General features: G+C 68.2%; 21 protein-coding genes. 11 read left to right on the top strand and 10 right to left on the bottom strand.

What is annotated here, in order from left to right; genetic code table 11:
• The first annotated feature begins 38 nt into the window (after positions 1-38).
• From ACOGXE_RS00770 to ACOGXE_RS00755, 4 genes are all read left to right on the top strand, one after another.
• A complete protein-coding gene (locus ACOGXE_RS00770) occupies positions 39-974 on the top strand; it encodes an LLM class flavin-dependent oxidoreductase (RefSeq protein ID WP_419932058.1) in 936 nt (311 codons plus the stop codon).
• Positions 975-1,063: 89 nt separating this feature from the next.
• Complete coding sequence (locus ACOGXE_RS00765) at positions 1,064-2,113, top strand: amidohydrolase family protein (RefSeq protein ID WP_419932057.1); 1,050 nt, start codon at positions 1,064-1,066, stop codon at positions 2,111-2,113.
• Positions 2,114-2,138: 25 nt separating this feature from the next.
• Positions 2,139-3,305: a diaminopropionate ammonia-lyase gene (locus ACOGXE_RS00760; RefSeq protein ID WP_419932056.1), complete on the top strand. Its 1,167-nt coding sequence runs from the start codon at positions 2,139-2,141 to the stop codon at positions 3,303-3,305.
• Positions 3,306-3,378: 73 nt separating this feature from the next.
• Positions 3,379-4,155: an enoyl-CoA hydratase-related protein gene (locus tag ACOGXE_RS00755; RefSeq protein WP_419864872.1), complete on the top strand. Its 777-nt coding sequence runs from the start codon at positions 3,379-3,381 to the stop codon at positions 4,153-4,155.
• 90 nt (positions 4,156-4,245) lie between these two features.
• On the opposite strand, the gene ACOGXE_RS00750 is transcribed toward ACOGXE_RS00755, so the two are convergent.
• From ACOGXE_RS00750 to ACOGXE_RS00740, 3 genes are all read right to left on the bottom strand, one after another.
• On the bottom strand, positions 4,246-4,740 hold the full coding sequence (locus ACOGXE_RS00750) for an aromatic-ring-hydroxylating dioxygenase subunit beta (protein WP_419932055.1): 495 nt from the start codon (positions 4,738-4,740) through the stop codon (positions 4,246-4,248).
• Between the two features lie 9 nt (positions 4,741-4,749).
• Complete coding sequence (locus ACOGXE_RS00745) at positions 4,750-6,057, bottom strand: aromatic ring-hydroxylating oxygenase subunit alpha (RefSeq protein WP_419932054.1); 1,308 nt, start codon at positions 6,055-6,057, stop codon at positions 4,750-4,752.
• Positions 6,058-6,156: 99 nt separating this feature from the next.
• Positions 6,157-6,993, bottom strand: coding sequence for a phytanoyl-CoA dioxygenase family protein (locus tag ACOGXE_RS00740; RefSeq protein ID WP_419932053.1), 837 nt, complete (start codon positions 6,991-6,993; stop codon positions 6,157-6,159).
• Positions 6,994-7,064: 71 nt separating this feature from the next.
• Here ACOGXE_RS00740 and ACOGXE_RS00735 point away from each other — a divergent pair, with 71 nt between their 5' ends.
• Entirely contained in the window at positions 7,065-7,967 is a 903-nt protein-coding gene (locus tag ACOGXE_RS00735) for a nitroreductase family protein (RefSeq protein ID WP_419932052.1), read from the top strand.
• 67 nt (positions 7,968-8,034) lie between these two features.
• Here ACOGXE_RS00735 and ACOGXE_RS00730 read toward each other — a convergent pair whose 3' ends face one another.
• The 3 genes from ACOGXE_RS00730 to ACOGXE_RS00720 all read right to left on the bottom strand — a co-directional run bounded on the left by ACOGXE_RS00730 (position 8,035) and on the right by ACOGXE_RS00720 (position 11,405).
• On the bottom strand, positions 8,035-9,273 hold the full coding sequence (locus ACOGXE_RS00730; protein WP_419853607.1) for an acyl-CoA dehydrogenase family protein: 1,239 nt from the start codon (positions 9,271-9,273) through the stop codon (positions 8,035-8,037).
• Between the two features lie 104 nt (positions 9,274-9,377).
• Complete coding sequence (locus ACOGXE_RS00725; protein WP_419932051.1) at positions 9,378-10,169, bottom strand: SDR family NAD(P)-dependent oxidoreductase; 792 nt, start codon at positions 10,167-10,169, stop codon at positions 9,378-9,380.
• Positions 10,170-10,235: 66 nt separating this feature from the next.
• Positions 10,236-11,405 carry an LLM class flavin-dependent oxidoreductase gene (locus tag ACOGXE_RS00720; RefSeq protein ID WP_419932050.1) on the bottom strand — a complete coding sequence of 390 codons (1,170 nt, stop codon included), beginning with the start codon at positions 11,403-11,405 and terminating at the stop codon, positions 10,236-10,238.
• A gap of 266 nt (positions 11,406-11,671) precedes the next feature.
• Here ACOGXE_RS00720 and ACOGXE_RS00715 point away from each other — a divergent pair, with 266 nt between their 5' ends.
• Genes ACOGXE_RS00715 through ACOGXE_RS00690 form a run of 6 tightly spaced genes read left to right on the top strand, consistent with a single transcriptional unit; the run spans position 11,672 to position 18,360 of the window.
• Positions 11,672-12,892, top strand: a complete 1,221-nt coding sequence (locus tag ACOGXE_RS00715) for a cytochrome P450 (protein WP_419932049.1) — start codon at positions 11,672-11,674, stop codon at positions 12,890-12,892.
• 19 nt (positions 12,893-12,911) lie between these two features.
• A complete protein-coding gene (locus ACOGXE_RS00710; RefSeq protein WP_419932048.1) occupies positions 12,912-13,799 on the top strand; it encodes an LLM class F420-dependent oxidoreductase in 888 nt (295 codons plus the stop codon).
• A gap of 43 nt (positions 13,800-13,842) precedes the next feature.
• Positions 13,843-15,504, top strand: coding sequence for an amidohydrolase (locus tag ACOGXE_RS00705; RefSeq protein WP_419932047.1), 1,662 nt, complete (start codon positions 13,843-13,845; stop codon positions 15,502-15,504).
• A complete protein-coding gene (locus ACOGXE_RS00700) occupies positions 15,501-16,295 on the top strand; it encodes an SDR family NAD(P)-dependent oxidoreductase (protein ID WP_419932046.1) in 795 nt (264 codons plus the stop codon). The genes ACOGXE_RS00705 and ACOGXE_RS00700 overlap by 4 nt, the downstream gene beginning before the upstream one ends.
• On the top strand, positions 16,292-17,374 hold the full coding sequence (locus ACOGXE_RS00695; protein WP_419932045.1) for a DUF1295 domain-containing protein: 1,083 nt from the start codon (positions 16,292-16,294) through the stop codon (positions 17,372-17,374). The genes ACOGXE_RS00700 and ACOGXE_RS00695 overlap by 4 nt, the downstream gene beginning before the upstream one ends.
• Complete coding sequence (locus ACOGXE_RS00690) at positions 17,374-18,360, top strand: CobW family GTP-binding protein (RefSeq protein ID WP_419932044.1); 987 nt, start codon at positions 17,374-17,376, stop codon at positions 18,358-18,360. Before ACOGXE_RS00695 ends, ACOGXE_RS00690 begins: the two co-directional genes overlap by 1 nt.
• 122 nt (positions 18,361-18,482) lie before the next feature.
• Here ACOGXE_RS00690 and ACOGXE_RS00685 read toward each other — a convergent pair whose 3' ends face one another.
• From ACOGXE_RS00685 to ACOGXE_RS00670, 4 genes are all read right to left on the bottom strand, one after another.
• On the bottom strand, positions 18,483-18,785 hold the full coding sequence (locus ACOGXE_RS00685; protein ID WP_419932043.1) for a hypothetical protein: 303 nt from the start codon (positions 18,783-18,785) through the stop codon (positions 18,483-18,485).
• 331 nt (positions 18,786-19,116) lie between these two features.
• Entirely contained in the window at positions 19,117-20,019 is a 903-nt protein-coding gene (locus ACOGXE_RS00680; protein ID WP_419932042.1) for a VOC family protein, read from the bottom strand.
• Entirely contained in the window at positions 20,016-22,436 is a 2,421-nt protein-coding gene (locus tag ACOGXE_RS00675; RefSeq protein ID WP_419932041.1) for a xanthine dehydrogenase family protein molybdopterin-binding subunit, read from the bottom strand. The genes ACOGXE_RS00680 and ACOGXE_RS00675 overlap by 4 nt, the downstream gene beginning before the upstream one ends.
• The gene (locus ACOGXE_RS00670; RefSeq protein ID WP_419932040.1) at positions 22,433-23,977 is read right to left on the bottom strand and encodes a 2Fe-2S iron-sulfur cluster-binding protein; all 1,545 of its coding nucleotides are present in this window, start codon (positions 23,975-23,977) and stop codon (positions 22,433-22,435) included. Before ACOGXE_RS00670 ends, ACOGXE_RS00675 begins: the two co-directional genes overlap by 4 nt.
• Positions 23,978-23,988 lie beyond the last annotated feature (11 nt).

Raw genomic sequence — 23,988 nt, 5'->3', positions numbered from 1 at the left:
CACCGCGCCCAGGCGACGGGAGTGGCAGAGTTCTCGCCATGACCTCACCTGGATCAGTCACCTTCGGCCTGCTCCTGCCCTCGCGTGAGCTGGCGATGTACCCGCCCCACGACGGCGATCCCCGGCGGCTGGTGGCCTGGGCCGTGCGAGCCGAAGAGCTCGGCTTCGACGCTGCGTGGATCGGCGACTCCCTGCTGGCCAAGCCGCGGGCCGAGCCGCTCTCGGTGCTGGCGGCCGTAGCGGCTGCCACCGAACGCATCGATCTCGGCACGGCGGTGCTGCTGGCGTCGATGCGCAGTGCCGAGCAGCTCGCGCAGCAGGCTGCCACGGTGGACGCGCTGTCCGGCGGCCGCCTCATCCTGGGCGTGGGGGCAGGGCCGCCCGGAGCAGAGGTCAGCACCGATTTCGATCTGGTCGGGGCCGATTACGGTCGTCGGGGCACCCGGATGATGGAGATCGTCCATCGAGCCCGCGAGCTCTGGCGAGCCGAAGGCACACCCACGCAGCAGCGGCTGCAGCCGGTGTGCGTCAGCGAGGGCGGGCCGCGCCTGTGGCTGGGCGGCTCGGGGCCTCGCGGGCTTGAACGTGCCGGCCGGCACTTCGACGGATGGTTCCCCACCGCCCCCGCAGTGGACGCGTTCGCCGATCAGCTTGCGACCGTGCGCAGTCATGCGGCCGACGCAGGCCGTGATCCGGCGTCGATCGCGGCTGCGGCCTACCTGACCGTCAACATCGGCGAGCCCGACACCGCGGCAGCCGAAGTGGCTGAGCACGCCATGCTGTATTACGGCGTCCAGATCGAAGTGCTGCGCCGGATCATGGGCACAAAATCCGGTACGGCCGATGAAATCACGGCGTGGCTGCAGAGCTACATCGACGCAGGCTGCCGGCACATCTGCATCCGGCTGGCGTCGCCGAACGTCGACACACAGCTCGGTCGCCTCGTCGAGATCCTTCCGGCGTTCCGTCGGTAGCGGAGCCACGCCCGCCCGCCTGACTTGCCTGCTCCTGGCTCTGCCGAATCTGCCCAATCGGCACCGGGGCCGGGGTTACGCTCGCAGCCGTGAGCGAGGAGGGTGCGACGACGCCGGGACTGGTGTGCTCGCATCACCACCTCTATTCCGCGCTGGCCCGGGGCATGCCGGCACCGCCGCGCACGCCCGGAGGCTTCGCTGAGATCCTCGAGCTGGTCTGGTGGCGCCTCGACCGAGCGCTCGACCTGGAGATGCTGGAGTGGTCGGCGAAGCTGGGCGCTCTGGAAGCGCTGGAGACCGGCTGCACGGCGATCGTCGATCATCATGAGTCTCCCAACGCCATCGAGGGCTCGCTGGATGTGATCGCGGATGCCTGCGCCGAAGTCGGGGTGCGGATCAGTTGCTGCTACGGAGTGACCGACCGTCACGGAGCGGATGGGGCCCGGCGGGGATTGGCGGAGAACGACCGCTTTCTCGCCGCCGGCGGCCGCGGCTACGTGGGCGTTCATGCAGCCTTCACGTGCACCGACGACACGCTGGCTGCGGCGGCCGACATGGCTCGCCGCCACGACGTCGGCGTGCACATTCATGTCGCCGAGGGCCCGCCCGACGCTGATGCCGCAATGAGGCTGGCCGGCCTCACCGACGAGCGCTGGCTGCTGATCCATGGCGTGCACCTGCAGGACGACCACGGTCTGCGCGGCACCGTCGTGCACAACCCGCGTTCCAACATGAACAACGCGGTCGGCTACGCCGATCCGGTGCGCTTCGCGGCCACGAGCCCGATTGCGCTGGGCACCGACGGCATCGGCTCAGACATGCTCGACGAGTTCCGGGTGGCCTACGCCCGGCTGCGCGAGCACGACGTCACCGCCTCGCCGGATCCGCCGTGGGAGTGGCTCGCCCAGGGTTGGGAGCTGATGCCCGGAGCCCGCAACGACACCGTGCGCTGGTCCTATCCCAGCGCTGACCCGTGGCATCTCGCCTACACGCCCGGGGTGCACCCGCTCGACGTCACGATCGACGGCGAGCAGGTGCTGTCAGGGGGCACGGCGACGCGTGTCGACCCCGCCGAGGTGCGGGCCAAGGCAGCCGAACAGGCGCAGCGGCTCTTCGCCGCACTCGACGAGCTCGACTGAGTCTCTGGATTGAGGGAGGTCAGCAATGGGCGCTCTGGTCAACCGGAACCCGCTGTTCGACGGCCGCAACTGGCCGGCAGTGCCGCCGGAAGTGATGGCGTTTCATCGCCGGTTGCCTGCATACGCACCGACGCTGCTCGTGGATGCTCCCCGGCTGGCCGACAGTCTCGGCGTGGGGCGCGTGCTGGTGAAGGCCGAGACGCAGCGCATGGGCCTGCCGTCGTTCAAGATATTGGGCGCATCGTGGGCGTCGTATCGCGCCATCTGCGAGCACATCGGCGGGGAGCCGCCGCCGTGGGCGAACATCAATGAACTGGCAGCCAGCTTGGCCCATTTGAGGCCCATGACCCTGGCCGCGGCAACTGACGGCAACCACGGCCGGGCGGTCGCGTTCATGGCGCGCCTGCTGGGATTCGACGCGCACATCCTGGTGCCCGACGGCACATCGGAGGCTCGTATCGCCGCCATCGAGGGCGAGAGCGCGACCGTGACCGTCGTGGACGGCACGTACGACGACGCCATCGAACAGAGTGCCGAGATGGCCGGCGATCGCTGTCTCGTCGTGTCCGACACCTCGTGGCCCGGCTACGAGACCATCCCCGCCAATGTCGCGGAGGGCTACACGACGATCTTCGCCGAAGTCGACGATGCGCTGGCCGCCAACGGCATCGCATCGCCCGATCTGGTCGCAGTGCCCGTCGGCGTCGGTGCATTCATGGCCGCTGCCGTCACTCACTTCCGCAGCGGCGCTCACCGTCCGGTGCTGGTATCGGTAGAGCCTGACGACGCCAACTGCGTCCAGCTGTCCACCATCAACGGCGAGATCACCGAGACTCCCGGCCCGCATCGGTCGATCATGGTCGGCCTCAACTGCGGGGTGCCGTCGCCGCTGGCGTGGCCGATGATGGCGAGCGGCGTCGAGTGGTGCGTCTCGGTGAACAGCGACGCTGCAGGCACAGCAATGGGAGACTTGGCCGACGCCCAAGTAGTCGCCGGCGAGACCGGAAGCGCCTCGCTGGCCGGAGTGCGGGCGCTCCTGGCCGATGAGGAGGGCTCAGCGGCGCTGGAGGACCCGGCGAGCGCCACCGTGCTGATTATGGTCACCGAGGGTGCCACCGACCCGGCGAACTACGAGCGAATCGTCGGCCGGCCCCACACCCAAGTGGGTCGAGTCCTCACCGCTGCACGGTGAGGACAATCAGACACAGTCTCACCGCAGTACGTTGAGCGCCAGCCAAGTGGCCTAAGACACGGGGAGGCTTGTCATGCCGCTGGACCAAGCGAACTACCAGGCAATGCTCATCGACAAGCGAGACAACGGCGTTGCCGTGGTCACGCTGAACCGGCCCGAGCGGCTCAATGCCGTGAACGGGCAGATGCATCACGAGATGGCCTCGTTCACCCGCGACGCCCAGACCGACGACGACGTGAAGGTGGTGGTGCTCGCCGGCACCGGCCGGGCATTCTGCGCCGGCGGCGATTTCAGCGACACCGGCGGTCCGGCAGTTAGCTTCGAAGAAGGACGCCAGATCGTCGACCACTTGCTCGAGCTGCGCAAGCCGATCATCTCCGCCGTGCAGGGCTACGCCATGGGCTTGGGCGCCAACATCGCCCTGCTCTGCGATGTGGTGGTGGCCGGCCACAGCTCGGTGTTCGCCGACACGCACGTCAACATGGGCATCGGCGCCGGCGACGGCGGCCAGGTCATCTGGCCGTTGCTGATGGGCGTCAACCGGGCCAAGTGGCATCTGATGACCGGCGAGCGGGTCACCGGCGAGATGCTCTACGACATGGGCCTCGTCAATTTCCTGGTGGACGACGACGCAATCCTCGACACGGCGCTGGAGAAAGCCGGGCAGCTCGCCGCAGGACCGCAGAAGGCCATCAGCGCGTCGAAGGTGCCCATCAACAACTGGATCCGGCAGATGTCGGCCCAGATCCTGCCGCTGTCGCTCAGCCTGGAAGGCGAGACGTTCCACAGCAGCGATGCCCGCGAGGCCCAGCGGGCCTTCGTGGAGAAGCGACCGCCCAAGTTCGACTAGAGGCTGAGCCGGAAGGCGAAGCCGTGGCCCGAGCGGCCTGTGAGCCCGTACTCATTCGAGATTGGGAACAAGAGCGGGAAACAGTGCCCCTCAGATGATGAAGGGCAGGTTCGGCAGCGGGGAAGTGGAGTTCACCAGCTCCACCGTCTTGGCCGCCATGCGCAGCCCGTCGGGCGTGCGCCGCAAGCGATGCCTGGTGCGTCCCGCCCACAGGCGCAGGTGGCCCGTGGCCTGGACTGCGTGCTCGTAGAGCACGAAGTTGCTGCCGACCTCGAATTCGTCGCCCTCGGCCCTCAGGATCTCGATGTTCGACACCACCCGGCGCATCGATGACGGCGGGTCTTGTGCGTGATGGACACCAGTTGCGAGCTGGCGGATACGCGTGGCCAGGCGGGCTCGGTTGTCGTTGATGTAGCTGACCCGGGTGCCGGGCTCGTAGTCGCCGGGGCCGAACGGCACCCAGTAATGCATGTCGTCGGTGACCAGTGCTTCCCACTCGTCGTAGCGAGATTCATCGGCGAGCCGGGCTTCGAGGTACACGAATGCGTCGATCTCGCGACGCGTCGGCTCGTCGACGGTCGCCATGGCGGCCGCTCAGGCGCTGTTCTGCCGGTCGCCCAGCACGTTGGCCATGACATCGCGGTAGTGATGCCAGAAGCCGCGATTGGTGGTCTCGTCGGTGATGTCGCTCCAACGCTGACCGTCAGTGACGTGCTCGCGCTCGAGGCCCCGGCTGAGATCGACCCAGGCGTCGTCGCCGACGGCGGCCCCCTGGAAAGCCCGGTGCATGCGCTCGGCGATCACCGCGTCGTCAGTCAGGAAGAACGATGCGGGGCCCATCGCCGCTTCTGATTGCAGCACGAGTCGCCGGTTGACGCTCTCGTCGGCGCCATCCACGAGCAGGGGAGTGTGGTGGTGCACCGTGACGCCCGGCGAGACCGGCTCGATTCGGGCGATATTCATCTCGGCGAGGAACAGGTTCGGGAACACGAGTGCGTGCGGCGGGCCGTCCCACATGATCGTCTTGGCCCTCTCGGGTCCGTAGGACTGCTCGAGGGCATCGCAGTAGCTGGCCACCTTCTCGCGAGTGGTGCCGAGCCAGGCCAGCTCGCGGGTGTAGCTGCCTCGGAAGTCGAGTTCGAGGTGGCCCCCGTCGTAGGCGCGTGTGGCCGACTCCGAGGCCTCCTCGCCGGTCATCACGATCTCGTCGTAGTAGGTGTCGGGCACGGCCCGGGCCATCGACGCATGGGTGAAATTGAGGTGGTAGCCGTCGTGGTCGCTCTCGGGCCACATCTTCCAGTTCGAGTCGATCCGCTGGCCGATCCAGCCCGCGGACAGGCGGACGCTGCCCGAGGGCGACATGTTGGAGGTCCGATCGATGAGATCAGTGCCGCCCGCCCCCAGGTGATCGGCGAGCGACCCCGCCGTGCCGCTGCGGTTGGCGAACACGAAGCCCCGGTAGTCATCGACTTGGCCGGGTCGATCCAGTCCCAGATCAGCGGTGTCTTTGTGGAAGCCCTTCGGTCCCGGCACTCCCAGCAGCGTGCCGTCGAGGTCGTAGGTCCACCCGTGGTAGGCACACCGGAAGTTCCGGTTGTTGCCGTCATTCTGCGGGCACAAGGTGGTGCCGCGGTGGGCGCAGCGGTTGGCGACCACGCTGATGCCGCCGTCTCCGTTGCGCACCATCAGCACCGGCTCGGTGCCCAGCCGCCGCGAGACCCAGTCGCCGACGTCGGGCACCTCGGATTCGTGGCCCACGAACACCCAGCCGTCGGTGAAGATGCGCTCCATCTCATCCGCGAACACCGCAGGGTCGGTGTAAAGGCTGCCGTGGATCCGGTCGTCCTGCACGAGGTGCCGGTAGTCGTTGACTGCCGGTGAACTTTGCACTGTCAGTGCCATCGCTGCGCCTCCCCCCGCTGCTCGCTGACGCTAGGCGCTCTCATCCGGCTGCTGCTGATATCGGCGACGTCGCAAGCGTCGGGTTGCTGCTGATGCCCGCTAGATGCCGGGCGTGCGGTAGCCGTCGTGCCGCCACAGGATCGGGAAGTGGTTCTCGTCCATCTCGTCGTCGGTAAGGCGGGCGTAGCGGGAGTAGATCGGTCCGTTGCCCTCGCCGAAGCCGTCCCGGTTGAAGCGGGCCTCGCTGCTGGCGCAGTGCAGCACGAGCGCCCGCCGGTGCCGATCGGACTCATTCGGCCCCGAACCGTGCCAGGCCCACCCGTGATGGAACGACCCGCCGCCGGCCGGTACTTCCACCGGCGCGAGGTCGAGAGCGGCACCGGCAGTTTCCGCTGCCGCACTGACCGTCGCCCGGTAGTCGTCGGGGGCATGAAACTCGCCCATCTGGTCGCCTTGTGTGGGCCAGCGGTGCGATCCCCGGGCTATCTCCATGGTGCCGCCGCCGGCGACGGTGTCGTCGAGCGCGATCCAGCACGAGAACATCTCGGTCGGCGTGTACCAGGCCAGGTAGGCGTTGTCGCGGTGGAATCCCAGCGACCGGGCGCCCGGCGGCTTCCACAGCACATTGTCTTGAACGATCCGGGCACCGGGCCAGCCGGCCAGCTTGGCCACCGTCTCGCCGAGGCGGGCATCGAGCACGGTCGAGGCGATCAGCCGGTCGGCCTTCCAGCCGTTGCAGATCTGTCTCGTCAGCGTCGGATCGTCGCGGCCCGCCAGCCAGTTGACCTCGTCGGGCGAGATGCCGGTTTCGAACTCACCCCGGAACAGCCGCTCGAACCGCTCCCTGAGTGGCTCGATCAGATCCGAATCGATTAGCGAGTCAACCGTCACGAAGCCATCAGTGCTGAACGACGCGACCTCATCGGCCGTGAGCATGGCCTCACGCTAGTTCTGCAGGCCCTTCACACCAGCAGTCTCCATAAGCGCCGCGATTACCCTCGCCGCAGATGGATGAGCCGACATTCGCACCGGGCACGCCTGATTACCAGGCGATCGTCGATCACGCGCTGATGACGACCCGGGGCGTGCGCCAGCGTCTCGACTTCGACCGGGAGGTCGAGGACCAGGTCATTCTCGACTGCATCGATGTGGCCGAGCAGGCACCCACCGGGGGCAATAACGGCAGCCGTCGCTGGATGATCATCAGGGATCAGCAGACCAAGGACCGGATGGCCGAGCTCTACCTGTCGGCCGGCGTCGACTGGGTCATCGAGACTGCCAAGCGTCTGCAGGGCAGCGGCCACCAGAACGAACGGCTGATGGCGGGCGCCCGCCATCTCGGCGAGAACATCGCCAGGACGCCGGCGCTCGTCATTCCCACGATCCTCGGACGCCATGACGGCAGCGGACGGCCCGGGCTGTTCGATTCAGTGATCCAATCGGCGTGGAGCTTCATGGTTGCGCTCCGGAGCCGAGGCCTGGGAACGGTGTGGACCACGATGTACCTCAACGAGGCGCCGGCAGTCGCCGAGCTGCTGGAGCTGCCGGACCACGTGACCCAGATCTGCCTCTTCCCGGTGGCCTACACGATCGGCACCGACTTCACGCCGACGTCACGGCGCTACCCGGCTGCCGACATCGCCTACTTCGATCGCTATGGCCGGACCAAATCGCAGAGCGGTCCAGGCGTCGTCGACGAGATCGATCTGAAGGCCAAGCCCGACGCGGTTCGGGCCGCCATCGAGTCGCTCGACGTGCCTGCGGACGCCTGGCGCTTCGATCTCGAACAGGTACCCGGGGGAAGCCGGGTGCGCCTGCACGCGCCGGTCGGTCCCAGCGACGACTCATCGACGGTGCTGGCCGAGGTGCGACGCACGCTGGACACGCTGTCAGAACGGCTCAAGAGCTAGCCCAACCTGCTGTGTCTGATGTTCCGGACGGCTTACGCCATCCGCAGTGTCTGATGTTCAGGATGTCCTAGGACATCCTGAAATCGGGATCGTGGCGGCGGAGTTCGCGGCGGGCGATGGTCATCTTGTGAACCTCGTCGGGGCCGTCAGCGATCCGCAGCGTCCGCATCTGGGCGTACATCTCGGCCAGCGGGAAGAACTGGGTGACACCGCCGGCGCCGTGCACCTGGATGGCCCGATCGATGATCTTCAGCGCCATGTTGGGCACCACCACCTTGATGCCGGAGATCTCCTGCGCGGCGGCCTTGTTGCCGATGGTGTCCATCAGATGTGCCACATGCAGCACGTACTCGCGGGCCTGGTCGATCTCGATGCGTGCTTCGGCGATCCAGTCCTGGATGAGGCCTTGCTGGGCAACCGACTTGCCGAAGGTGTGGCGTTCGAGCGCCCGCTTGCACATGTACTCCAGCGCCCGTTCGGCCACGCCGATCGAACGCATGCAGTGGTGGATGCGTCCGGGGCCCAGCCGGGCCTGGCTGATGGCGAAGCCCTCGCCCTCGCCGCCCAGAATGTGGTCCTCGGGCACCCTCACGTTCTCGTACACCAACTCGGGGTGACCGCCCCGGTGGTGGTAGCCGAACACCAGCGGGTCGCGTTCCACCGTGATGCCCTCGGCGTCGCGAGGCACCACGATCATCGACTGCTGGCGATGGCGCGGCCCGTCCGGGTCGTTCTTGCCCATCACAATGAGCACCTTGCACTCGGGCCGCAGCGCGTTCGAGGAGAACCACTTACGACCGTTCAGCACGTACTCGTCGCCGTCCTTGTCGATCCGCAGGCGGATGTTGGAGGCATCAGAGCTGGCCACCTCGGGCTCGGTCATCGAGAAGGTCGAGCGGAACTCCCCCTCCAGCAGCGGTGCCAGGTACTGCTGCTTGACCCGCTCGGAGCCGTACAGGTTCAGAATCTCCATGTTGCCGGTGTCAGGTGCCGCGCAGTTCAGCGCCTCGGAGCTGAACGACACCTTGCCGAGCTCTTCGGAGATCGGCGAGTAGTCCAGGTTGGACAGCTTCGTGCCCGGCGCCTGCGGGTCGAGGTGGGGGATGAACAGGTTCCACAGGCCGCGTTCGCGCGCCGCCGCCTTGAGCTTCTCCATGATTGCCGGGGTGGCGTGGACTTGCCCGGCGGCTACGAGCTCCTCGTACTGCTCGTTGTACTCCTCCTCGTTGGGGTAGATGTGGTCGTCCATGAACGACTTCACGGCCTCCTGCATCTCGAGGCCCTTGTCGGTGTAGGCGTGCGCCATGTCGGTGCTCCTGTTTGGTCTGCGAGTTCGTGAGCGAGATTGGCGACCTGAAAGCTAGCCCGCGGCTCAGATCAGTTTCAGAGCAACGCAGACAGGTGTTCAGGTCAGACGTGGGTGCCGACGCCGCCGTCGATGGTGAGGCAGGTGCCGTTGACGTAGTTCGCTGCGTTGCTTGCCAGGAACACCACGCCGGCGGCGACCTCGTCGGCTGTGCCGTAGCGGCCTTGCGGGACCCCGGTGGAATTGCGGGCGAAGATCGCCTCGGCGTCGGTGTTGTTGGCCTCTGCGATCTCGGCGGCTGCGCGTTCCCACATGTCGGTGCGGATGAGCCCGGGGATGACCGTGTTGGTGAGCACGTTGTCGGCGCCGTACTTGCCTGCCAGCGCCTTGGCGGTGGCCACCATGGCTGCCTTGGTGGCGGCGTAGTCGATGAGCGCAGCGTTCGGCGAGAACGCGGCACCGGTGGCGATCATGATGACCCGGCCCCACTTCTGCTTGCGCATGTGCGGCAGGCAGAAGCGGGTGCAGCGCACCGCCGACATCAGGTTGAGCTGGTGCAGATCGGTCCAGTCGTCGTCGGACATGTACAGGAAGTTGCGCGACGGCGAGGCGCCCACGTTGTTGACCAGGATGTCGGCGGGCCCCACATCGGCGGTGGCCGCCTCGAGGAATGCCTGCGTGGCGTCGGCATCGGCCATGTCGGCGGTGTAACCCTGAACCGAGCCCGATCCCGACGGCGGCACGTACGCGGCCAGGGCATCTACCGCTTCGGCGCCACGGGCGCAGAATGCGACCGCGGCGCCGTGGTCGGCCAGCAGCCGCACCGAGGCCTCGCCGATGCCCTTGGAAGCGCCGGTCACCAGCGCCACCCGTCCCGAGAGATCCATGTCCAGCATCAGGTTCCCCTGTTCATCGGTGCTTCTGGCCGGCCTTCGTGGTCGGTGTTTCGCCCAGCACGCTGTCTAGTCCGCGGCTGCGAGCGCCGTATCCGCCCGGGAGCCGGACTCAGCCTGCGCCGCTCGCGCATCGAGCTCGGCAGCACCCGCCTTGATGCGGGGAATGAGCTCGCGGCCGAAGTCGACGGCGTCGTTGAAGGGATCGAAGCCCCGGATCAGCACATGGCCCACGTCGCTCACCCCGCCGTCTGCCGGAATTCCGAGCTGGTAGTACCGCAGGATGGAATCGGCCACCTGCTCAGCAGTACCGACCAGGCACGAGGTGTTGCCGGGAGCACCAGTGGCCTCGGCGATCTTGAGCCATAGCCGCTCATCGTGGACATCGCTCGCGGCGGCATAGGACAGCATTCGTTCACCACCGTGGTCGTACGGCTTGCCCCGATGACTGCCCGCCACGGTCAGCTTGTCGGTGCCAGCGGCCTCGATGCCGCCCAGGATGCGGTGAGCGCGATCCCACGCCTCGCCCTCGGTGTCGCCCAGAATCGGCCGGACGCTGATCGAGAAACGCGGCGTGCGCCCGTACGCAGCGGCCCGGCGGCGGAAGTCCTCGAACCGTGCTGCCACTGCGGCGCGAGGCTCCGCGTAGATGGCATACACGTCGCATCGTTGAGCGCCCATCTCCAATGCCTCTTCGCTGGATCCGCCGAAGAAGATCGGCGGCGACGGCTGCTGCAGCGGTTGCACGTCGGCGCGCACATTGCTGAATCGGTAGTACGTCCCTTCGTGGTCGAATGGCTCCGCTGAGGTCCACGTGCGGCGCATCACGTCGATGTACTCGCCGGCACGGGCATAGCGGTCAACCTTCGGCAGGTAGTCGCCGTCGCGCTGATTGTCGGTGTCGCTGGCTCCGGCGATGATGTGCAGCGCGAAGCGGCCGTCGCTGAGCTGATCGAAGGTGGCTGCCTTGCGGGCGGCCAGCGTGGGCGCCACGAAGCCGGGCCGGTGCGCGACGAGGTAGCCGAGCCGCTCGGTGACCGAAGCGGCGTGGGTCGCCACCGCCCAGCCATCGGCCGAGGTCGACGTGTAGCCCACTAGCACCAGGTCGAAGCCGGCCTCGTCGTGCGCACGGCTGAAGTCCTCGAGGAACTGGCGGGACAGCCCGCCCTCGATGACATGCACGGTCGAGTCGTCCTTGGGCGGCGACACGCCGATCATCCCGATGACGTCGAGCGGCACGTCACCACGGTACGCGCCGTGTCAGGCCGACGCAGCGGCCGTGCATCCTGGCGACCGGCGCGGTGGTCGCGCGGTGCCGTACCGACGCAGTGGCCGTGCGCCGTGCCGAACGCACGTCGGAACTGCCCGCCGAGCCGGTCGCCCGGGAACTCCGGCGCAGCAAGCCACTGGCGGAATACCATCGGTACCCGTGCGGATCGCTGGCAGCGTCCGCAACGGACCGCCGCAAACCATCGGCGGGTGTCAGGAGTGGAGTGCCGACCGACATGTCAGAACGACCGCCTGTCGCCGACTGGGCAACGGACTTCGATCACCTGAGCGAGGAGTGGGCCGCCGGCGGCCCCGAGATCATGGCTGACCTGCGTGAACGCTGCCCCGTCGCTTCCACCGAGCGGTTCTACGGCGCATACCTGGTGACCCGTCACGACGACATCACCAAGACCGCTCGAGATACCGAGACCTTCTCGAACCGGGTCACGGCGGTCAACACGAATCACCCGGACAAGATCAAGCTCGACCTGTCGCCGATCACGCTGGACCCGCCCGAGCACGGCCCGGTCCGCCGGCCGCTGCTGCCGTCTTTCAGCCCGAAGGCCACCGCCGAGCTGGAGCCGACCGTCGTGGCCATGGCCGAACGTCTGCTCGACGGCATCGGGGATCGCACGCTCGTCGACGGCGCCTTGGACTACGCACAGCTGCTGCCCGTCGAGGTCATGAGCCACCTGTTCGGCGTCTCGGCTGACATGGGCCCGAGCTTCCGGCGCTGGGTCGACGGGGTCATCAAGGAAGGCCAGATCGACCTGGACATCGCACGGCGGGCTGCCCGCGAGGTCCAGGAGTTCTTCGCCAACCAGCTCGACGAGCGTGAGGAGCTGGGTGACGGCGCGCCGGATGATCTGGTGACCACGGTGCTGCGAGCCGAAGCCGAGTCACCCGACGGCAGCACGCGGCCGTTCACCCGGAAGGAACGCATCGGTGCGCTGTTCGTGCTGATGCTCGGCGGCATCGACACCACGTGGTCGACGCTGGGCTCCATGCTGTTGCATCTCGGTACCCATCCGGACGACCTCGAGCGGCTCGTGGGCGAGCCCGAGCTGATGCCCACCGCCATCGAGGAGTTCCTGCGCTTCTACAGCCCGGTCACCATCGCTCGATACATCACCGAGGACGCCGACATCGCGGGCTGCCCGGTGTCGGGCGGCAAGCGAGTGCTGCTGGCCTATCCCTCGGCGAACCGCGATCCCGAGTACTTCGACCGGCCGGACGAGTTCATTTTGGACCGCGAGAACAACCGCCACATGGCCTTCGGGGTGGGCGTGCATCGCTGCCTGGGATCGAACTTGGCCCGTATGGAACTCGAGGTCGGCCTGAGCGCCTGGCTGCGCCGTTATCCCCGTTTCGAGCTCGCGGTCGACCCGAGCGAGGTCCCGTGGTCGGTCGGCCCCGTGCGGGGGCCGCGCAGCGTGCCGATCCGGATCCTGGGCTGAGCCGGCACGGCGACGGCACATGAAGTTCGGCGCTGTTCTGCCGACGTGCGAGATCGGCACCGACCCGATCGCGCTGCGCGACTGGGCGCAAGCGGCTGAGTCGCTGGGCTACTCGCACATCGTGACCTACGACCATGTCCTGGGCGCCGAGCACGCCGGGCGTGAGCCGGCGTTCTGGGGTCCCTACACCGAGCACGACGACTTTCACGAGCCGTTCGTCCTCTTCGGCTACCTGGCAGGGGTGACCAGCACGATCGAGTTCGAGACCGGCATCATCATCCTCCCGCAGCGCCAGGCCGCCTTGGTCGCCAAGCAGGCAGCCGAGGTGGACCTGCTGTCAGGGGGCCGCTTCCGGCTCGGCGTGGGCTCCGGCTGGAACTACGTCGAGTACGAGTCGCTGGGTGCCGACTGGGAGCAGCGCGGCGCACTGCTGGACGACCAGATCACCGTGATCCGGGCGCTCTGGGAGCACGACGTCATCGACTACACCAGCGAGTTCCACCGCATCGACCGTGCTGGCATCCGCCCCCGGCCGCAGCGGCGCATCCCGATCTGGTTCGGCGGCTACACCCCGGCGGCGCTGAGACGGGCGGCCCGTCTCGGCGACGGCTTCACCTTTGGCGACTCGGGTCCCGACACCGTCGCGCTGGCTGATCGCTTGCGGGAGCTGCTCGTCGACCAGGGGCGCGATCCGGCCGATTTCGCCTTGGAGGGCGAGGCCAACCTGGGCATCGGCCCGGACAGATGGACAGCGCTCGTCGACGGCGCCCGAGATGCGGGGTTCAGCCACTTCTCGATCAACTGCCAGAGCACGACGTGCGAGTGGGGCGGCAACCCCGCTGCGAACCTGCAGAGCACCGCTGAGCACATTGCCGCACTGGAGAGCTTCATCTCGTCGGTGCGCTGAACTAGAACCGGGTGGGACGCCCACGGCACCAGCGGGGTGGCGCATGGAACAGATCACGGTGTACCCGGCGGCCCGGATCCACACCATGGACCCCGGCAGGCCGCACGCAGAAGCCGTGGCGGTGGCCGACGGCCGGATCGTGTCGGTGGGATCAATCAGGTCGATGCAGCCGTGGCTGCGGCGCAACCCCTACGAGGTCGACGACCGCTACGTCGGCAAGGTGATCATGCCGGGCTTTATCGACCCGCATACGCACCTGCGTCTCAGCGGCACCTACATGGGGCTGCATTACGTCGGGCCGATCGACTCGGCGTCGCCCACGGGGCTGCGCAAGGGCCTGCCCAGCCGTGACGCCGTGGTGCACCAGCTGCGCGCGCTGGTTGCCGAGCACGGCGACCCACGGGAGCCGCTGACGGCGTGGGGTTACGACCCGGCCAGCCAAGCCGGGCACCTCGACCGCGACATGCTCGACGCCATCAGTGACACCGTGCCGCTGTGGGTGTGCGCCTACGCACCGCACATCGTGTACGCCAACACGCCGATGCTCGGCCTCATCGGCGTCGACGACGACTCGGTCGGTCACGGCTTGGGTCGCTACCCGGACGGCCGGCTGAACGGCTGGTTCGTGGAGACCGAGGCAACGGCGCGGGCCAACCGGCCTGTCGCGGCCTCGATCTTCGGTCCGGGCACGGGACGGGCCGCCATCGACCGCATGGGGGCGGTGGCCCGCGCCGCCGGCGTCACCACCACCGCCGACTTGGTGTGGGGCATGGCCGACGGCTTCGAGCCCGAATGGGACGACCACGCGGCCGCGATCGCCGAGGGCACCTTTCCGCTGCGGATCTTCATGATCCCCTTCGAGCCGAAGCTGCGACGCAACTACGGCGACGACATGCTCGACTTCCTGGCCAGCAAGCGGGCCGAGGGCGACGACCGTCTGAACACCCACGGCGTGAAGTACGTGAACGACGGCTCGTACCCGTCGATGACGCTGGTGATGAACTCGCCCGGCTATCTCGACGAGGACACCGCGCACACCGGCGAGGTGCCGTGGGAGGACATGGCGGAGCGGATGCGGCCCTTCTGGCAGTCGGGTGTGCAGATCCACTCCCACGCCAACGGCGACCGCACGGTGGACATGACGCTGGACACACTGGCGGCCCTGCAAGCTGAGCACCCGCGCTTCGATCACCGTTTCACTATCGAGCACTACTGCATCTCCACGCCTGCGCAGGCCAAGCGCCTCGCTGCGCTGGGCGGGCTGGCGAGCGTCAACTGCTACTTCGTGCATTTCCGGGCACAGCTGCATGCCGATCACGGCTTCGGGCCCGACCGCAGCGAGGCCACTGCCCGGCTGGGCTCGCTGGAGCGGGCCGGCGTTACGTTCGCCCTGCACAGCGACTTCAACCTGGTCGTCACGCCGTTGCAGCCGCTGCTGGCGGTCTGGTGTGCCGTCAACCGGGTGGGCGCCGACGGCGAGACGGTGATGGCGCCGGGGGAGCGCATCTCGGTGGACCGGGCCCTGCGTGCGATCACCGTCGACGCCGCGCATGTGCTGGCCCGCGACGACCGGCTCGGGTCGATCGAGGCCGGCAAGCTGGCCGACTTCACCGTGCTGGACGACGACCCCTACGAGGTCGATCCGATGGCATTGCGCGACATCGGCATCGCCGGCACGGTGCTGGGCGGCGAACCCACCTCGTGAGACGCCGGCGCCGCTCGTTTCCCGACAGCTACGGGGCGTGGGCCGTCGTGGCCGGCTCCTCAGAGGGGTTCGGTGCTGCGTTCGCCGCCGAACTCGCGGCTCGCGGCATGAACTTGATGCTGTTGGCCCGTCGGGGGGACGTGCTGGCCGAAGTACGCGATCGGCTGCAGAGCACACACCCGGTCGAGGTGCGCTGCGTCGAGCTGGACCTGGCCGACGACGCGTACGCGGCCGCTCTCGCCGATGCGGCTGCCGGCCTGGACATCGGCATCGTGGTGTACAACGCCGCATCGGTGCCGATCGGCCCGTTTCTCAGCAACACCGACGAGGCAATCCAGCATGCGGTGGACGTGAATGTGCGCGGCCCGCTGCGCGCCGTGCAGACGCTGGCGCCGGCCATGTGCGAACGGGGCCGCGGCGCCGTGGTGCTGGTGTCGTCGCTTTCCGGCTTGCAGGGAACCCCGCACGTCGCCGTGTACGCAGCAACCAAGGCGTTCAACACCCATCTCGCCGAGAGCCTCTGGTACGAGCTCCGGCCGTTCGGCATCGACGTGGTGGCGTGCTGTGCCGGCGCCATGCCCACGCCGGGGTATGCCCGGACCTTCGGCCGTGACGTGCCCGGCATGCTGGCCCCCGAAGAAGCGGCACGCCAGACGCTGGACCGGCTGGACCGCGGCCCACGGGTGGTGCCCGGACGCGTCAACCGCCTGGCTGCACAGCTCATGGGACGCGCGGTGTCCCGCAAGGCAGCCATCCGCTTCATTGCCCGGGACACGAAGCACCTGACATGAGCGACGCGGTGGCCGGCTTCTTCGCACCCTGGGTCGTGTTCGCCGCAGTCGGCGCCTTGCACTTGGTGCTGCCGGCGCGGCGCATGGCGGGCTATGCGCGCCACGAGCGCACCGGCGAGGTTCTGCAGTACCGGATCAACGGCTTGGGAGTCTTCGCGGTCACGCTGGCCGTGTGGTGGACCGTGTGCGTGACGGGCCTGATGCCCTGGGATTGGCTCTGGCAGCAGCGCTGGCCGAGCGCGCTCGGCGCACTCGTGCTGGGCCTCGGGGCGAGTGCCGCCACAGTGCTCGGCGCACCTTCGAGCGGGCGAGGGCTGCTGGCCGAGCTGTACCTGGGGCGCCGGGCCAACCCGCAGCCGTTCGGCGGCCGGGCCGACGCCAAGATGTACCTCTACCTGGCCGGCGCCGTGCTGCTCGAGCTGAACGTGCTCTCGTTCGCAGCGCACCACTGGGATGCGTTCAGGGACGATCCCTCACCCGGCATCGCCCTCTACGTAGTGCTGATGAGCTGGTTCGTCTGCGACTACCTCATCTTCGAGCGCGTTCACCTCTACACCTACGACCTGTTCGCCGAGCGCGTGGGGTTCAAACTCATCTGGGGGTGCCTGTTCTGGTACCCGTACTTCTACGCCGTCGGTCTGTGGGCGGTCGCCGATCTCGCCAATCCCGATGCCCCAGCGTGGCTGCTGGTCGTTGCCGCAGTCGTGTTTTTCGGCGGGTGGGTGCTGGCCCGCGGGGCGAACCTGCAGAAACACCGTTTCAAACGGGAACCCGATCGGGCGTTCTTGGGCATTGCCCCCAAGGCGCTTTCTGATGGCGAGCGCGAGGTGCTGGTCAGCGGCTTCTGGGGTGTGTCACGCCACGTCAACTACCTGGGCGAGATCGCCATGGGCGTGGGCTTGGCCCTCGCGCTCGGTCGGCCCTCGATGCTGGCGCCGTGGCTGTACCCGCTGTACTACGTGGCGTTGCTGGTGCCGCGTGAGCGCGCCGACGACCGGCGCTGTGCCGCCAAGTACGGCCCGCTGTGGGACCAGTACCGCGCCGAAGTGCGCTGGCGGATCGTGCCGCGCATCTACTGATGAGCCGGCTGGACGCCGAATGGCAGGCTGTGGTTGGCTCGATTGCAGCGGCGCGCCGACGGCCCGGCGACGGTGGCGGCGGAGATGTCGGTGTCACCGTGCTGACGGGCTTCCTCGGCAGCGGCAAGACCACGGTGCTCCGTCAGCTGCTGGTTGAGCCAGCCGGGCTGCGCATCGCCGCAGTCGTGAACGACATCGGACCCGTGAACATCGATGCCGCCGTCATCGGGGGACTGCCGGTTGCGTCGCGAACACCCGATCGGGTCGAGCTCACCAATGGCTGCGCGTGCTGTGCGCTGGTGGACGACCTGGCCGAGACATTGGAGCGGCTAGCCAGCTCCCAGACGAGCGATGCCATCGTGGTGGAAGCCAGCGGAGTCGCCGATCCCGCCACGCTGGCATTGGCCGTCGAAGGGGCCGCGGGCTGCGTGCTCGACGGCGTCGTCGCAGTGACGGACGCCCAGCAACTGGATTCCCAGTTGAGCGACCCGCGCGTCGCACCCGCCGTCCGTCGCCAGATCGACGTGGCTCACCTAGTGGTGCTGTCGAAGGTGGACCAAGTCGGTGGCGACGAAGTTGCAGACCTCACTGACCGACTCGGCGAGCTCGCGCCCGGCCGTATGGTCGTACCTGCGGTGCACGGTCGCATCGACCCCCGGTTGTTGCTCGGCGCTGCCCTTCGAGGAGCGACGTTACCCGCCGATGCAGGTGAGCACCCCTTCGAGGTGGCGACTGCGGTCGTGACACCAGCGGGGACGTGGGAGGTGGTTGCGATTGCTCGCTGGTTCGAATCGGAGCCGCCCTCTCTGCTACGGGCGAAGGGGTGGTTCACCAGCCCGGATGGAAGCTGTCATGAGGTGCAGGCTGTGGGCCGGAGCTGGCGCATCGTGCCCGCAGCTGACGTGCATGAGCCGGCGGTAGTGCTTATCTGTTGCTCCCGAGAAGCTGTCGACAGCGCAGCTGCGTCCTTGGAGCAGCTCTGCTAGTCGAGGATTCGGCTGCGCAGGCCCGGTGGTTCGTCGGCCGCTCCGGCCATGTGCTCGCGCATCTCGGCCGACGGTGAACCGGCCGTGCCCCAGCGGTTTGTCAGCCTTGATGAGTTCTTGGGTCAGCCACAGGCGGCACGTACATCAGCCCAAGTCGAGATACTTGCCGGTGCCGCTGCCCACATTGCCTCCGCTGCTTCGTTGCGACGTCGGAGGTATGCGCCCCAGCGGCTCAGTTCGCCGGGTGGCCAATCGTTGACATCGGGCAGATCGCGGTACTGACGCTCGATACCCGAATGCTTGGCGTCATAGGAACGCCACTCCTCGAAATGGTCGCACCAGGAAGCTCCGCCTTCGGTATCGCTGGCGACTGCGCAGCTGGCGAACAATGCGACGACTGCGGCCAATGCAAGAACTCGCTTCATACAACGAGCGTATTGAGCAAGGCCCTTGCGCTGAGCCGGCTGGACGCCGAATGGCAGGTCGTAGTCAGTTCGATCACGGCAGCTCGGCGCGGCGCGGCCGTCGCCCCGGATGGAGGTATCCGGGTCGCGCTGCTCACCGGTTTTTTGGCAGCGGGAAGACGACCGTCTTGCGGCGGCTGCTGACGCCAGCGTTCAGGCCGCTGTGGTGCTGATCGGCCGCGATCAATCGGCCGTGGATCGGGCCGCAGCCTCGCTCCGCGAGCTCGACTGACCCGGGCGCGTCTTACAAGCGAGTCGAACGTGAGCCGGCGCTGCATTCACGCTGAGAGAGTCAGGCGTCAGGGGTTCCCGCCATGGACTGTCGCATCTCGGCGGACGGGGGTCCGGCGGTGCCCCAGCGGTCCGACAGCTCAGGCGTGCGCGGCCAGGTGCGCGGCACCCAGGTGGCCTCGTCCACCTGCTGCACCTCGGCGGTGACTTCGGGCACGGTACCTGCCGGGTCCACGAAGTAGCCGAACGCATTGTTGCCCGGACCGTGCCGGCCGGGGCCCCAGCCGACATCGTGGCCCGCACGCTTGAGGCGGCCGATCGACGACATGAACGCATCCAGCGAGGGAACCTCGTACGCCACGTGGTTCAGCGATGCCCACTCGGCCCGGTTGAAGGCAATCGAATGGTGATCGCTGTTGCAGCGCAGGAACACCATCTGGCGCTCGCTCCAGTCGCTCACCCGGAAACCCAGCACGTCGCACCACCACGCGCTCAGCGACTCGATGTCGGCGGTGTTCAGCACGATGTGGGCGATCTTGACGGGAGTGGGCTGCACGAGGCCCGCTGGCACGGCATCGGTGCAGGCCGACAGCTCCACGATGCGCCCCTCCGGGTCGGCAATGCGGAAGCCGTAGCCACCGCCGGGCCGGTCCAGGGCGGCCGGTTCGCCCAGCAGTGTGACGCCAGCGGCCCCGAGCCCCATGGCCGCGGCGTCCACAGCTCGGTCATCGGCGAGCCCGAGGCTCAGGTGGTGGATGCTGTTGCTGTCGGAGCGATGCAGTTCCAGCACGTGGTGTTCCGGACCGGTGGCCCGCAGCACCGCCGTGCTGTCATCCGAGTCGCTGAGGCGCTCCAGCCCCCACGGCCCCGCGTAGTAGTCGAGGCATTCGTCGAAAGCGCTGCAGTTGAGAGCGATGTGACGCACATGGGTAATGGCCCATCCAGGCTGCGCCGATGCGCTCACTGCTGCTCCCGCGCTGCGTCGAGTGCAGCCAGCACCGTCTCGCCGGTCAGGGGCATCGAGGTGACCCTCGCCCCGGTCGCATCCGCGATGGCGTTCGCGATGGCTGACGCGACCGGCAGCATCGCGCCCTCGCCGAGACCCTTGGAGCCGAACGGGCCCGGCCCGTGCCCCTGCTGTTGGGTGATCGACACGAACTCTGCTGGCACATCGCTGGCCCGCGGCACCCGGTAATCAACGAGGCGGCCGTTGGCGAGCACAGCGCCGTCGAAGCGCATGGTCTCGAACAGCGCGCCGCCGAGGCCCATGATCGCGGCACCCTCGTCCTGGCCACGGCAGGCACCCTCGTGCAGCACCGCGCCCGCATCGCCCGACACCGCCAGCCGGTGAACGGTCACCACGCCGGTCTCGGCGTCCACCGACACCTCCGCAGCTCCCCAGCCGTACTCCCACGACACGCAGGGAGATTCCAGTGGCGCACGGCTCTCGCCGGGTGCCTTGAAGAACCCCTCGCCGGTGAATTCGTAGCCGGTGCCGCCGTAGAAGCCCATCACCAGCGGTGCCAGCGGGACGCGTTCGGGCTCGCCCGAGCCGTCCGGGGAAGCCGCGATGATGAGTCCATCCTGGAACTCGACGCGCTCGAGCGGAACGCCCAGTGCCGTTGCGGCGAACAGCAGGACGCGCAGCCGGGCCGCTTCGGCGGCCTTCTGCACTGCCTGGCCCATGACCGAAATGGCTGAGGATGCGTTCGTGCCCTGGTCGAAGGGCGTGTGGTCGGTGTCGATGTCAGACCCGTGGACCCGTTCGCGGCTCACGCCGAGCACCCGCGCTGCAACCTCTCGCAGGGCGGTCTGGGCGCCCTGGCCCATCTCGACAGTGCCGCACTGCACCCAGGCATCGCCCGAGGTGGCCACCTTCACGCGGGCCTGCGCAGGCTTGTTCACGCCGCCGGAGTCCTTGAATCCCACTGCCACGCCACGCCCCCTCCCCGGTGGGCGCTGTTCGTTCATGCCGATGCGGTCGGCTACCAGGTCCAGACCCTCGACCAGGTCCGAGTCCATGGCCGACTCGCCCGGCACGTAGGGCTCGCCCAGCCCGATCAGGTTGCGTCGCCGCAGCTCGACGGGGTCGAGGCCGAGCCGGTCAGCGATCATGTCGATCTGGCTCTCGCACGCGAAGTTGGCCTGCGTGCCGCCGAAGCCCCGGAACGGGCCGGCCGGCGTGGTGTTGGTCAGCACGGCGTCGGTCACCGACCGGATGTGCCGCCAGCGGTACGGCCCCGCCACCCGGTAGCCGGCCTTCTCCGCAACGAGTGGGCTGGCGTCCGCATAGGCGCCCCCGTCGAGCAGCACTTCGGCGTCGCGGGCCACGAGCGTGCCGTCGGCCATGACGCCGGTGCGCAGCGTGAGCCGGGCGTTGTGCTGGCGCATCGTCCAGAAGCCCTCGTCCATGGTGAGGCAGTAGCGCACCGGTGCCCCGGCCTTCAGCGCCAGCAACGCGGCGACGGGTTCGGTCTTGCAGCCGTTCTTCGCCCCGAAGCCGCCTCCGAGGTAGCCGACATGCATGCGTACCCGCTGCTCGCCGATGCCCAGCAGGCGGGCCATCTCCTTGCGAACAGGGAACGGGTTCTGACAGCTCGACCAGAGCTCCAGCCGACTGCTGGCGTCGAGATGCTGCGTCGCTGCGTCGTCGGACTGTCTTGCCTCGGGCTGTCGTGCGCTGGTCCAGCGAGCACCGATCCACTTCGCGACAGTCACGAACGGCTCCAGGTGCAGGTGCTGCTGACGGCCGTCGAAGTTGAACACGTCGGTGAAGACGTGGTCGCAGCGGTCGAATGCGGCAGGGTCGCCGGTCTCGTAGCCGAAGCGGTAGCAGACGTTCGGCCGCGGCCTGGCGCCTCCGCTTGCACCTTGGCCGTACTTCGGCGTCATGGCGAGCGGTGCTTCGGGAAACAGCTCTGTGGCTCCGGGAGCCAGGGCCTCGTCGAAGCCCGTCACGGCGGGCAGCGGTTCGTAGTCGACCTTCACCAGTGAGAGCGCTCTGGCTGCATCCAGCTCGGTGTCGGCGGCGATGGCCACCACCGGATCGCCGATACAGCGCACACGGTCCAGGGCCAGAATCGGCTGGTCCTTGATGAAGTAGCCGTAGCTGTGCGAGGCCACCAGGGGCCGCTGGGGCATGCGCAGGCGGGCGTCCTGGCCGGCCCAGCGCTCGCAGGTGTCCGCGTCGAGCAGGTCGCGACGTGTGAGCACGGCCCGAACGCCGGGGGCTGCTTCAGCCTCGGTGGTGTCGATGCGCGTGACCAGTGCATGGGCATGGGGGGAGCGCAGCACCTTGGCATGCAGCATGCCGCCGAGGGTCACATCGACCGCATAGGGCGCCGTGCCGGAGACCTTCAGGGCAGCATCGGAGCGAGTCATGCCGCACTTCCTGCAGAGACGTCTGTAGAGGCGTGCTCTCCCAGTGCCGCTGCGGCGGCCTCGACCGCTTCGATCACCATCAGGTAGCCAGTGCAGCGGCAGACGTTGGAATCCAGCCAATCGCAGATGGTGGCTCGGTCGGGATCGGGATGGCGGGCGAGCAAGGCAGCGGCCACCAGGATCAGGCCCGGAGTGCAGTAGCCGCACTGGAAGGCGCTGCTCTCGGCGAAGGTGCCTTGGACAATCGGCAGGATCGATGCCACATCGTCGTGAGCGTTGGCGCCGACTGAGGCTCCGGCAGCCTCAATGGTGAGCACGCTGCGGCCGTCGGCCTGCCAGGCGAATGTCGAGCACGACGCCGTCGGCACGCCGTCCACGAGCACCGTGCAGGCCCCGCACACCGCCTGATCGCAACCGACCCGGGTGGCGCCGAGACCAGCCCTCGTGCGGATGGTGTCCACCAGCATCTCCGACGGCGGCGCCGCGGCGGCAAATGACTCGCCGTTGAGACGCATCCCCACGTGTACGGCGCCGTCCGATGGGGGAGTGACGACGGGCGCCGCGGCCGCAGTGAATGGTTCGCCGCTGGGGTGCATCTCCACATGGGCCGTGCTCGCGGCGCTGTCTCGCGAGGAGGCATCCGACGGGGCAGTGTCGGACGCCAGATCAGATGGGCTCGCAGGACTGCCGATGCCGTCATCGTCTCGGGATGTACTTGGGTCGGCATGCATCCGCAGACACCGATCCACGAGCACGTCGATCATCCGGCGCCGGTAGGCAGCGGTGGCGAATGCGTCTTCGATCGGGTCACCGAGCGCGGCAACCGCAGCGGTGACGTCTTCGGGGTTGGCCGCTCCATGCGGGATCACGCACGTCGCTGCATACGCGCAGCCGATGGCGACGGCTTGCTCGCCGACAGCCACTGAGACGACGGGCTTCAGCGAGCGGTCATAGACGACGCGCCCCGACAGCGGTATCTCACACCCCACGATCAGCCGATGCCGTGGCACGTCGGCCACGGCGCAGCGAACCTCGGTGCCGTCAGGCTCGGCGACGATCAGCTCGGCGCCGGCAGCCGCAAGTATCGGTGCAGCGTCGTAGCCGGGATGGAAGGCCGCCAGGTTGCCGCCGAGCGTGCCGGCGGCGCGGATCCTGACGTTGCCGATCGTCCGCCATGCGGCCGCCACGTCGGGACGGTGTGCCTGCACCAGTGGGTCCGACTCGATGCGAGCGTGTGAGACACCGGCGCCGATGAAGAGGGACCGCTCGCCGAGCGAGATCTCCGTGAGCCGTTCGAGTCCGGCACCTGCCGATCTTCGCGGAGCGCACAGAGGCACGAGCTCGTCGGCAACCTCCCCGGCGCGTAGGCGCTGGGCCACGTCGATGCCGCCGGCATGCGCCCAGGAGCCGTTCGCCACTGCGGCCGCTGCTTCAGCCAGCGATGCCGGCAGGCGCAGCTCGAACGGGTCGATGCCGAGGTGGCTGCGCGAGATGAGCCCACTCGCCGGCGGACCCGCTGCGGGTTCTGCCAGCTCGCTCATCGCAGCGTGCC

The organism is Candidatus Poriferisodalis sp., assembly GCF_965208555.1.
Classification (GTDB): domain Bacteria; phylum Actinomycetota; class Acidimicrobiia; order Acidimicrobiales; family Poriferisodalaceae; genus Poriferisodalis.
Note: the sequence above shows the minus strand (reverse complement) of the source record. Positions and strands in the feature narration are given on the sequence as shown.